The organism is Nitratireductor luteus (genome assembly GCF_026162365.1).
In the GTDB taxonomy this organism is placed as follows: domain Bacteria; phylum Pseudomonadota; class Alphaproteobacteria; order Rhizobiales; family Rhizobiaceae; genus Chelativorans; species Chelativorans luteus.
Window position 1 is genome coordinate 17,501 of record NZ_JAOANW010000024.1, and the last position, 10,901, is coordinate 28,401.

A 10,901-nucleotide genomic window follows, 5' to 3' on the forward strand; every position below is an offset into this window, starting at 1 on the left:
CGCCGGCCATGCTGACCCGCCTCGGCCCGCCACTCACAATCTTCCTGCTCACCGGGCCGCTTCTGTTCGGGCTGGCCGGCACGCTCTTGCCGGCCTTCGGCTTTCTGCCCGTTCTCGGCGGCATGGAGTTCACGCTGCGGCACTTCGAGGCGCTGTTCGATGCGCCCGCGATCTGGGCCTCGGCGGGCATCAGTCTTGCTGCCGGCCTCCTCACGGCCGCCACATCGCTGCTGGTCGTCATGGTCTTCGTCGCCGCCTGGGCAGGCACCCCGCTTTTCGCCCGCATCCAGCATATGGTCTCGCCGCTCCTGTCGCTGCCGCATGCGGCGGCGGCATTCGCCTTGGCCTTTCTCATCGCGCCCTCGGGGCTTCTCGCCCGCCTCATCTCACCAGAACTGACGGGCTGGCACCGCCCGCCCGACCTCTTGATCGTGCACGATCCCATGGGGCTCGCCATGATGGCCGGCCTCGTCGCCAAGGAAATCCCTTTCCTGATGCTGATGACCCTGGCCGCCCTGCCGCAGGCGCGGGCGGTCGAAACGCGCCGCCTCACCACGGCGCTGGGCTACGGCCGTGTGGCCGGCTTCGTCTACGGCACCTGGCCCATCGTCTACCGCCAGATCCGCCTGCCGGTCTTCGCCGTCATCGCCTTCGCCACCTCGGTCGTCGACGTTGCCGTCATTCTCGGCCCCACCCGACCGGCGCCGCTGGCCGTGCGGCTGGTCGAATGGATGTCCGATCCCGAGCTCTCCTTCCGCTATCTGGCCTCCGCCGGTGCGGTGCTGCAGCTGGCGGTGACGGGCGTCGCGCTGGCCTCCTGGCTGGCGCTGGAAAAGCTCGCCGCGGCGCTCACCCGGCGCGCCGCCGGCAGGGGCCGCAGGCTGCGCCGGGACGCGCTGGCGCGTTATGCCGCGCTGATGGGCATGCTGGCTTCGGCGCTGGCCGTGTTCGCCGGGCTGGCCGCGCTGGCGGTCTGGTCCTTCGCCGGGCTCTGGCAATTCCCGGACGTCTTGCCCCAGAACCTCACGCTGAAATCATGGGTGCGCACGCTGCCGCGCACCGCCGAGCCGCTGCTGACAACCCTTCTCGTGGGCCTCGCCGCCACCTTCATCGCCGCCGTCCTCGCCATCCTTTGCCTGATGCGCGAGGATGAGACGGGCAGGCGCGCGGGGCAGGGCGCTCTGGCCCTCATCTATCTTCCGCTCGTCGTCCCGCAGGTCGCCTTCATCTTCGGCCTCCAGTTCCTGCTGATCATGGGCGATCTGCTTGCCACGTTGCCGGCGCTAATCCTTGCCCATCTCGTCTTCGTCATGCCCTACGCCTATCTGTCCCTCAAGGACCCGTGGCGCGCCTTCGACAAGCGCTATGACTGGCTGGCGGCGGGCCTCGGCAAGTCGCGCTGGCAGCGCTTCTTCCATGTCCGCCTGCCGATGATGCTGCGCGCCATCCTCACCCTTCTCGCCATCGGCTTTTCCGTTTCAGTCGGCCTTTATCTGCCGACCGTGCTCATCGGGGCGGGCCGTCTCACCACGATCACCACCGAGGCGGTGGCGCTCGCCTCCGGCGGCAATCCCCGCATCATCGGCGTCTACGCTTTTTTCCAGATGCTGCTGCCGGCCACGGGCTTTGCGGTTGCCACGCTCGTGCCGGCCCTGATATTCCGTCGTTTCCACGGGATGCGGGTGTAGCGGTGTTGGACAGTTTGCGCGAAAAGGGGCTGGTGCTGGATGGCGTATGCATCCGCCTCGGCGGGCGAGTGCTCGTATCGCTCACGCGGGCCGTTGCCCCCGGCGAGGTGCTCACGGTCATGGGCCCTTCCGGCGCGGGCAAGTCCACTCTGCTTGCCTATATTGGCGGCTTCCTCGATCCCGCTTTCACCGGCGCGGGCAAGGTGCTGATCGGCGGCCAGGATATTACCGGCCAGCCAGCCGAGACCCGCCGCGCCGGCATCCTGTTCCAGGATCCCCTGCTTTTCCCGCATATGAGCGTCGCCGGCAATCTCCTGTTCGCCATTCCAGAGGCCCTCACCAGCCGCGACGAGCGCCGCGCCCGCGCCGAGGAGGCGCTTGCCGGCGTCGGGCTCGCCGGCATGGGCGGCCGCGATCCCGCCACCCTTTCCGGCGGCCAGCGCGCCCGCGTCGCCCTCGCCCGCGTGCTCCTGTCGGGCCCGCGCATGCTGCTGCTCGACGAGCCCTTCTCCAAGCTCGATCAGGAACTGCGCCAGCAAACGCGCGAACTGGTCTTTGCCAAGGCCCGCGAAAGCCGCCTGCCGGTTCTCCTCGTGACCCACGATCCCGCCGACGCTAGAGCCGCCGGCGGCGACGTGATCACCATAGAAGCATGATTCAAAAAATGGACACCGGTTCTTCGACTCAGGCTCCATCGAGGAGATGGATCATCATCAACGCTGGGGGGTGCCCACCTCCGTCATCCCGGAAGCCCGAAGGGCTATCCGGGACCCATTGGAAGAACGGCATGGAGCACGGCCCGGTCCTCGCCCCGGCGCATGTCAGCGCTGACGGTCCCTTCTGCGGAGACCGGCCGCGCCAACCCAATGGGTCCCGGCTCTCCCTGCGGTCGGCCGGGATGACGGCGGCGGGCATCCAGTTGATGACGGGATGGGGTGCCCATCGCCGCCCTCGTGCGAAAGATAATCATCCTCCTCAACGCCGGAATCAGGGGCGGGTTCGCCAAACAGAGTCGATGACGAAGCGGAGCTCCCGCCGTCATCGCGATCTGCAAGCATGAGCACGCTCGACCTGCCCACTCTGCCGGTCAGCGCCGTGCTGCCGGCGTTGCGGCGCGCGCTGGACGAGAGCCGCCGCGCCGTGCTCGTCGCCCCGCCGGGCGCCGGCAAGACCACGCTTGCCCCGCTGGCCCTGCTCGATGCGCCGTGGGCGCAGGCCGGGCGCATCGTGCTTCTGGAGCCCCGCCGCCTTGCCGCCCGCGCCGCCGCCCGCCGCATGGCCACCCTTCTGGACGAGGAGGTGGGCGGCACCATCGGCTACGCCATGCGCATGGAGCGCAAGGTTTCCGCCCGCACCCGCATTCTCGTCGTCACCGAAGGCGTGCTGGCCCGCATGATCGTCGAGGATCCCTCGCTGGAGGGCGTCGCCGCCGTGCTGTTCGACGAGTTCCACGAACGCTCGCTCGACGGCGATTTCGCCCTGGCGCTGGCCCTCGATGCGCAAGGCGCGCTGCGTCCGGATTTGCGCCTCCTGGTCATGTCCGCCACGCTGGACGGGGCCCGCGTTGCAAGGCTGCTCGACGGCGCGCCGGTGATCGAAAGCGAAGGCCGCAGCTTTCCCGTCGACATTCGCCATCGGGACCGCAAGCCCGACCAGCCGGTCGAGCAGGCCGTCGCCGAGGCCGTCCGCGATCTGGCGGGCGAGACCGGCGGCGGCATCCTCGCCTTCCTGCCCGGCCAGCGCGAGATCGCCCGCACGGCGGAGGCGCTGGCAGGCCGTTTGCCGGCTACAATCGATGTCATCCCCCTGCATGGCGGGCTCGACGGCGCGGCGCAGGATGCCGCCATCCGACCGGCGTCCCCGGGGCGCCGCAAGGTGGTGCTGGCCACCGCAATCGCCGAGACTTCCGTCACCATCGACGGCATTACGGCCATCGTCGATTGCGGGCTCTCGCGCCTGCCCAGATACGAGCCGGCCACCGGCCTCACCCGGCTCGAGACCGTGCGCGTCTCCCGCGCCTCGGCGGACCAGCGCGCCGGCCGCGCCGGCCGCACCGCGCCCGGCATCGCGCTGCGCCTGTGGCGCAAGGAGCAGACGGCGGCGCTGCCCGCCTTCACGCCGCCGGAAATCCTGGAGGCCGACCTTTCCCGCCTCCTGCTTGATTGCGCCGCGTTCGGCGTCACCGACCCGCGCACGCTCGCTTTCCTCGATCCGCCGCCGGAGCCCGCGCTGGCCGAAGCCCGCGCCCTGTTGGGCGCCCTCAATGCGCTGGACGACCGGGGCCATCTCACCAAAACGGGTGAGGCCATGCGCAGGCTCGCCTTGCCGGTGCGCCTTGCCCATATGGTCGCCATGGCGGCCCGGCAGGGCCATGCCGGCCCCGCCGCGCGCCTGGCCGTGCTGCTTTCGGAGCGCGGGCTGGGCGGCACCGGCGTCGATCTCGACGAGCGCCTTGTCCGCTTTTCCGCCGACAGGTCGCCGCGCGCCCGCGCCGCCCGCGATCTTGCCGAGCGCCTTGCCCGCAATGCCGGGGGCAGCGGTACCTACATATCCGGGGAAAGTCCCGGCGCCGGCCCGCTGCTCGTCCATGCGTGGCCCGACCGCGTCGCCGGCGCGCGCGGCGAGCCTGGCCGCTACGTGCTTGCCAATGGCCGGGGCGGCCAGCTCGACCCCGCCGACCGGCTCGCGCGCGAGCCTTACCTGGTCGTGGCCGATCTGCAGGGCAAGGCGCAGAATGCCCGCATCGCGGCCGCCGCCGCCATCGCCGAACCGGACCTTGTCGAAGCCCTCGGCGACCGCATCCGCACCGAGGTCGAAACCATCTTCGACGCCGGCAGCAAGAGCCTGCGCCAGCGTGAAACCCGCCGCCTCGGCGCCATCCGCCTTGCCGAGCGCAACCTGCCGCCGCCCACGGGCGAAGCCGCCAACCGGGCCATCGTGGAAACCGTGCGCGCCCACGGCCTCGCCATCCTGCCCTGGGGCAGGGAGGCGCAGGGCCTGCGCGCGCGCCTTGCCTTTCTGCACGCCGCCGAAGGCGCGCCATGGCCGGATGTGGGCGAGGAGGCGCTGCTGTCGTCGCTGGAGGACTGGCTGCTGCCCTTCCTGCCCGGCGAGCCGCGCCTTTCCGCCATCTCCCCCGGCATCCTGGTCGAGGCGCTGACGAGCCTCGTGCCCTACGATCTGCAGCGCCGCCTCGGCCAGCTTGCACCCGGCCATTTCACCGCGCCCACCGGCAGCCGCGTGCCGATCCGCTATGAAAATGGTGAAGCAGTGCTCGCCATCCGCGTGCAGGAGCTTTTTGGCCTTAAGAAGCATCCGGTGATCGGCGGGCGCACGCCGCTGACGCTGGAGTTGCTTTCCCCCGCCCACCGCCCCATACAGAAGACGAAGGACCTGCCGGGTTTCTGGTCCGGCTCCTGGGCCGATGTCCGCGCCGATATGCGCGGCCGTTATCCCAAGCACCACTGGCCGGAGGACCCGGCCGCCGCCACCCCCACGAACCGCACCAAGCCGCGTCAAAAATAGCACTTGGCGAAGAGGATATGCCGGCGCATAAGCCCGTGATGCAAGCAATGCAGGAAGAACTCGGCACAAACCACACCCGCCACAGCCAAAGCCTGCGGCTCAACACGCTGATCAGGCTTCGCTGGCTCGCCATCGTCGGCCAGAGCGCGGCTGTGCTGGTGGTCGCCTACTGGCTGGAGTTCCCGCTGCCGGTCGGCCCCTGCTTCGTGCTCATCGCCGCTTCCGCCTGGCTCAATCTCTACCTCACCTTCCGCTATCCCGCCGCCCACCGGCTGGCGCCGATGGCGGCGCTGTGGATACTCACGTTCGACGCCTCCCAGCTTGCCGGCCTGCTGTATCTCACCGGTGGGCTCACCAACCCGTTCTCTCTGCTGATGACGGTGCCGGTGGTGATTTCCGCCACCTCTCTGCCGCTGATGTGGACGGGGGTTCTCGGCCTTTACGTCGTCGTCATGGCCAGCCTGCTCGCCGTATTCCACCTGCCGCTGCCCTGGTATCCGGGCACCGAGCTGGCGATGCCCCTGGTCTATGTGGCCGGCATGTGGATGGCGGTCGTCTCCTCCATCGCCTTCACCGCCCTTTACGCCTACCGCGTGGCCGAGGAAGCGCGGCTTCTGGCCAATGCTCTGGCCGCGACGGAGCTGGTGCTCCAGCGCGAGCAGCACATCTCCGCACTCGACGGCCTTGCCGCCGCCGCCGCCCATGAGCTGGGAACCCCGCTCGCCACCATCTCCCTGGTGGCCCGCGAGATGGAAAAGGCGCTGGGCTCCGACCCGCGCTATGCCGAGGACGTCACGCTGCTGCGTTCCCAGAGCGAGCGCTGCCGCGAGATCCTCAAGCAGCTCACCAGCCTGTCCTCCGAGAGCGAGGCCCATCTGGCGCGCCTGCCGCTCACCTCGCTCATCGAGGAGGTGGCGGCCCCCCATCGCGATTTCGGCATCGAGATCAGGCTGGAGCCGGAGGAGACGCGCGGCCGCGAGCCGGTCGGCCGCCGCAATCCCGGCGTGCTCTACGGAATCGGCAATCTGGTCGAGAACGCCGTCGACTTCGCCCGCGAGACGGTCACCATCCGCTGGCGCTGGAACGCCGACGAGGTGGGCATCACCATCATCGACGACGGTCCCGGCTTTCCCGCCGAGATCATGGACCGCATTGGCGAGCCCTATATGACCCGGCGCCCGGCGAGCGGCTCCAGCGGCGGCGGGCTGGGCCTCGGCCTGTTCATCGCCAAGACCTTGCTGGAGCGCTCGGGCGCCGTCATTCATTTCTCCAATGCCGGCGGCGAGGGCAAGGGCGCCACGGTCGATGTGTGCTGGCCACTGGCCGCCTTTCTGGCCCATAACAGCTTCCAGTCTTATGCCACCGGTGGCCGCGACGCTGGCAAATCCGGCAATATCGGCTAAATAGGCTGCAGAAAGTGAGATGACGATGAGCGATGACATCCTTGAACAGGGCGAGCCGATCCCCGGCGACGAGCGCAGCCTCCTGATCGTGGACGATGATCGTCCGTTCCTGGCCCGTCTGGCGCGCGCCATGGAAGGCCGCGGCTTCGACGTCGAAACCGCCGAATCGGTGGAAGAGGCTGTCGCCAAGGTAAAGGCGACCGCGCCGGCTTTCGCCGTGGTCGATATGCGGCTGGGCGATGGCAACGGCCTCGATGTCGTGCAGGCGATCCGCGACAAGCGCGACGACGCCCGCACGGTCATCCTCACCGGCTACGGCAACATCGCCACCGCCGTCACCGCCGTGAAGCTGGGCGCCGTCGACTATCTGTCGAAGCCCGCCGACGCCGACGACATCTTTGCCGCGCTGACGCGCCAGCCCAACGAGAGGGCCGAGCCGCCCGAAAATCCCATGTCCGCCGACCGGGTGCGCTGGGAGCATATCCAGCGCGTCTACGAGATGTGCGACCGCAACGTCTCCGAAACCGCCCGCCGCCTCAACATGCACCGCCGTACCCTGCAGCGCATCCTGGCCAAACGCGCCCCGCGCTAGAGCGCCGGGTTTTTCTTGCCGGCCTCGCCGGCGATCCCGCGCTCGATCCCTCCCCTTCGGCAAGCTCAGGATCGGGAGGGGTGGAGGTACAGCGCCGCCATATGCAATTGCCCTGCCCTTGGCTTGAGGTGAGGAGTGCCGGGCAAACCGAACGGTAACCCTCCACGCGCGCGCCCTTCACGCGTTGCCGATCAGCATCCCCGCCGCGAACACCAGCGCCCCGCCCAGCACCACCTGGAAGGTCGCCCGGCTCCAGGGCGTGTCCATGTAGCGGTTCTGGATAAAGGCGATCGCCCATAGTTCGATGAAGACGACGATGATGGCGAGGGTGGTCGCCGTCCAGAAGTCAGGGATGAGATAGGGCAGGGCGTGGCCCAGCCCGCCCACCGTGGTCATGATGCCCGTGGCCAGCCCGCGCTTGATCGGCGAGCCGCGCCCCGAGATCACCCCGTCATCCGAAGCCACCTCTGTAAAGCCCATGGAAATGCCCGCGCCGATGGAAGCGGCAAGGCCGACGAGAAAGGTCTGCCACGTATCTCCCGTGGCGAACGCTGCGGCGAAGATCGGCGCAAGCGTGGAAACCGAGCCGTCCATCAGCCCGGCCAGCCCCGGCTGCACATAGGTGAGGATGAATTGCCGGCGCTCCGTCTGCGCCTCCTCGGCGCGCGCGCCTTCCGGCAGATGTTCCTCGCCCAGCCGCCGCGCCAGCGTCTCATGCCCCTTTTCCGCCGCCGCCAGATCGCCCAGCAGCTTGCGCGTCGCCGCGTCCTGCGTGCGCTTGGCCGCCTCGACATAGAAGCGGTGCGCCTGCTCCTCCATCAATTCGGCCTGCGCGCGCACTGTGTCGAGCCCCATGGGCCGAACCAGCCAGTCCGGCTTGCGCTCGTAATAGCCGCGCACATGTTCCCGCCGTATCAGCGGAATGCGCTCGCCGAAGCGCTTGCGATGCATCTCGATCAGCGCCCCGCGATGCCGGTACTCCTCCTCCGCCATCGCCTCGAAAACCTTCGCCGAATGGGGATAATCCTCCCGCAGCCCGTCTGCATAGGCGCGATAGATGCGCCCGTCGTCCTCCTCCGAGGATATCGCCAGCGCCAGCACCTCCTGCTCGGAAAGAGACGAAAAAGCGCGCCGGGCGAAACTGAAAAAACGTGTGAACATGAGGGTCGCAATCCAGATAGTTTAGAATAATTCTAAACTAGAGAGCGGCGCGGGGAAGGTCAAGAAGGACAGGAGGCCGGTGCCCGTCCGCACGGGATGGATTTCCGTTTCCCCCCACAGGAATGTCGACCTTCCCGACAAGACGGGTGCTTCCGCCGGGTTATACTCGGACGGGAACGTCTGGCTTTGCCATCTGGAGTCATGGTCGGCCCGGTCAGGCGGGCCCTTCTGCGGGGGCAGCGGCCCGCCTTCCGATCACACTGGCGAACGAGAGAGGTTCTCGGGGATGCTCGTATCGGTCGAGCAGTGTCTGCCCGCTTTGCGCTGCCCGCGCACCAGGGCGGAACTGAAAAGGGAAACCGCCGACAGGCTCGTGACCGACGGGCGCATGAACGGTTCGGTTCGGCGCTACAGGATGGTCAATGGGCTGCCGGTCCTGATCGACTTTTCCGATTCCGTCCTTTCGGAAGACGCTGTCTATCGAAACAGCGCCGAAAGTCCCATCGAGCGCACCTCATATGCAGGCCTTAAAGGCGGCATCAAATCGCTGCTGTCACCGAGAAAGAAAGCCACAGAGCAAAACGTGAAGCGCCTGATCGCCGACCTCGAGGCCGAAGCGAAGGCCTTGGGACGTCCCGGCAGGCTCCTTGTCATCGGCGGCGGCAGCATCGGCCAGGGCATGGAGCCCCTCTACGATCATCCAGGCATCCACGTTTACAGCTTCGATATTTATGCCTCGTCCAAGATCCAGTTTGTGGCGGATGCCCATCAAATCCCCCTGGCCGACGGTTTCTTTGATGCCGTGATCGTCCAGGCCGTGCTGGAACACGTGCTGCAACCCGCGCAGGTCGTGGACGAGATATGGCGGGTGCTCCGTCCCTCAGGGCTGGTCTATGCCGAAACGCCTTTCATGCAGCAGGTTCACGAAGGCGCTTATGATTTTACCCGTTTCACCGAAAGCGGCCATCGCTACCTGTTCCGTCATTTCGAGCGGATATCGTCCGGGGCGAGCGGAGGTCCGGGCCTCCAGTTCATGTGGTCGGCCGATTATCTGGCGCGCAGCGTGTTCCGGTCGAGACTGGCCGGCAAGGCCGCAAAGCTCGCCTTCTTCTGGACCCAGTACCTGGATCGGATCGTCCCCGAACCCTACGCCGAGGACGCCGCCAGCGGTGTCTATTTCTACGGCCGCAAATCCACGGTGGCGGTCAGGCCCGCAGAGATCGTCGCTCACTATCGGGGCGCCCAGCGCGCGCGCTGAGTGATGACCTCACCGTTCAGGGTAGCGCCCGGCAAGCGCCGCCGGAGGTGCGAGGATAATCCTCCCGCAGCCCATCCGCATAAGCCCGATAAATCCGCGCGTCGTCCTCCTCCGAAGAAACCGCCAACGCCAGCACCTCCTGCTCGGAAAGAGACGAAAAAGCGCGCCGGGCGAAACTGAAAAAACGTGTGAACATGAGGGTCGCAATCCAGATAGTTTAGAATAATTCTAAACTAGAGAGCGGCGCGGGGAAGGTCAAGAAGGAGGAGGCGGGTGGCAACAGGCTTATCGAACGCACTGTTTAGGGCCTGCAGTCATTGTAACAGAGGAGTCTTCACATGCTCGACGCTGCTGGTTGCGCCATCATTTTCGTCTTTCAGAATGGAATGTCGTCGGGCAGTTCGCGCTGGGTTGTAGAAACCTGCACTTCACCTCCTGACAACGTGAAAGCAGATGATGCGTCGTCGCTGATACGATGGCGACGCGCAACCTTCTGCGCGGTTTCAGTAAAGGGATTTTCTCCCTCGGTCGCCATAAGGCCCACCTCAATATAATAGCTTGATAGGCGGTCCAGAGTACCTTTGCTGATTTTGAACATTCCAGAGGTATCGACTGCAGCAACTTCGCCGGCAAGGGCTGACCCAATAGCGACGCACGACTCCTCGTCGTCAACGCTATGGAAGTACTCGCCGTTCCAGTCATTAGACTGCCACTTGAGGTTGCCGAAGAAGATCGGGAAGACTGCGATCCATGTACCCTTAATTCTGGCCTGACTGCCGGATGAGGTGCCAGAGAACCCATTTTGAACAGATACTGGTAAAAGGTCGATTTCTAGTGGATCACTGACAGCGGGAATATTGGGCAGCGGTACCTCGACCGCCAGGGTCCCCAGCGCCTCCCGAATCCTTTCGTTTTCTTTCCTGACTAGGTTCAATTCCTCCAATGTTTCCAAGCTCGCTACGGTGTCGCCACGGACCCAGCCGACTCTGTGCTTCGTGGCTTTGGCATGGTCCAGCGCCTCGCGCACAGCCAACTTCAGGCCGTCCAAGGTAGTCCACGTCTTGCGCAACCTGCTGTCTTCGGCCTCGGTGATAAAGTCGCTGAGACGCTTCTTGCCCGCGCTCGTTTCTTCCGACTTGCTTACAGGTGGAGGTCTCGAACTACCGTCGTTTTTGATGCCGAAACCGCCAAAGCGGACCCGAGCCACCGAGTTCGGTTGTTTGGCGTGGGTTTCGCGCCCTTATCGGGCTCATGATTGGTCGATTTCGGCGTAT

At 66.6% G+C, this 10,901-nt stretch carries 8 protein-coding genes and 1 pseudogene; 6 read left to right on the forward strand and 3 right to left on the reverse strand.

Going from position 1 to position 10,901, the window contains the following annotated elements:
- Nucleotides 1-8: 8 nt before the first annotated feature.
- The 5 genes from N1058_RS23105 (at nucleotide 9) to N1058_RS23125 (ending at nucleotide 7,208) form a co-directional block, all read left to right on the forward strand.
- Nucleotides 9-1,688, forward strand: a complete 1,680-nt coding sequence (locus N1058_RS23105) for an ABC transporter permease (protein WP_265519943.1) — start codon at nucleotides 9-11, stop codon at nucleotides 1,686-1,688.
- A 2-nt stretch (nucleotides 1,689-1,690) separates the two neighbouring features.
- Complete coding sequence (locus N1058_RS23110; protein ID WP_420848036.1) at nucleotides 1,691-2,344, forward strand: ATP-binding cassette domain-containing protein; 654 nt, start codon at nucleotides 1,691-1,693, stop codon at nucleotides 2,342-2,344.
- Nucleotides 2,345-2,744: 400 nt separating this feature from the next.
- The gene (hrpB, locus tag N1058_RS23115; protein WP_265519944.1) at nucleotides 2,745-5,213 is read left to right on the forward strand and encodes an ATP-dependent helicase HrpB; all 2,469 of its coding nucleotides are present in this window, start codon (nucleotides 2,745-2,747) and stop codon (nucleotides 5,211-5,213) included.
- 47 nt (nucleotides 5,214-5,260) lie between these two features.
- Complete coding sequence (locus N1058_RS23120) at nucleotides 5,261-6,616, forward strand: ActS/PrrB/RegB family redox-sensitive histidine kinase (protein WP_265519952.1); 1,356 nt, start codon at nucleotides 5,261-5,263, stop codon at nucleotides 6,614-6,616.
- 25 nt (nucleotides 6,617-6,641) lie between these two features.
- On the forward strand, nucleotides 6,642-7,208 hold the full coding sequence (locus N1058_RS23125) for an ActR/PrrA/RegA family redox response regulator transcription factor (RefSeq protein WP_265519945.1): 567 nt from the start codon (nucleotides 6,642-6,644) through the stop codon (nucleotides 7,206-7,208).
- Nucleotides 7,209-7,385: 177 nt separating this feature from the next.
- Here N1058_RS23125 and mbfA read toward each other — a convergent pair whose 3' ends face one another.
- The gene (gene mbfA / locus N1058_RS23130) at nucleotides 7,386-8,369 is read right to left on the reverse strand and encodes an iron exporter MbfA (protein WP_265519946.1); all 984 of its coding nucleotides are present in this window, start codon (nucleotides 8,367-8,369) and stop codon (nucleotides 7,386-7,388) included.
- A 286-nt stretch (nucleotides 8,370-8,655) separates the two neighbouring features.
- Here mbfA and N1058_RS23135 point away from each other — a divergent pair, with 286 nt between their 5' ends.
- Nucleotides 8,656-9,627, forward strand: a complete 972-nt coding sequence (locus N1058_RS23135) for a class I SAM-dependent methyltransferase (RefSeq protein ID WP_265519947.1) — start codon at nucleotides 8,656-8,658, stop codon at nucleotides 9,625-9,627.
- A 43-nt stretch (nucleotides 9,628-9,670) separates the two neighbouring features.
- Here the strand turns inward: N1058_RS23135 and N1058_RS23140 are convergent.
- Nucleotides 9,671-9,823: pseudogene (locus N1058_RS23140) on the reverse strand (ferritin family protein); the annotation flags it as partial.
- Nucleotides 9,824-10,003: 180 nt separating this feature from the next.
- Nucleotides 10,004-10,834, reverse strand: a complete 831-nt coding sequence (locus N1058_RS23145; RefSeq protein WP_265519948.1) for a hypothetical protein — start codon at nucleotides 10,832-10,834, stop codon at nucleotides 10,004-10,006.
- Nucleotides 10,835-10,901 lie beyond the last annotated feature (67 nt).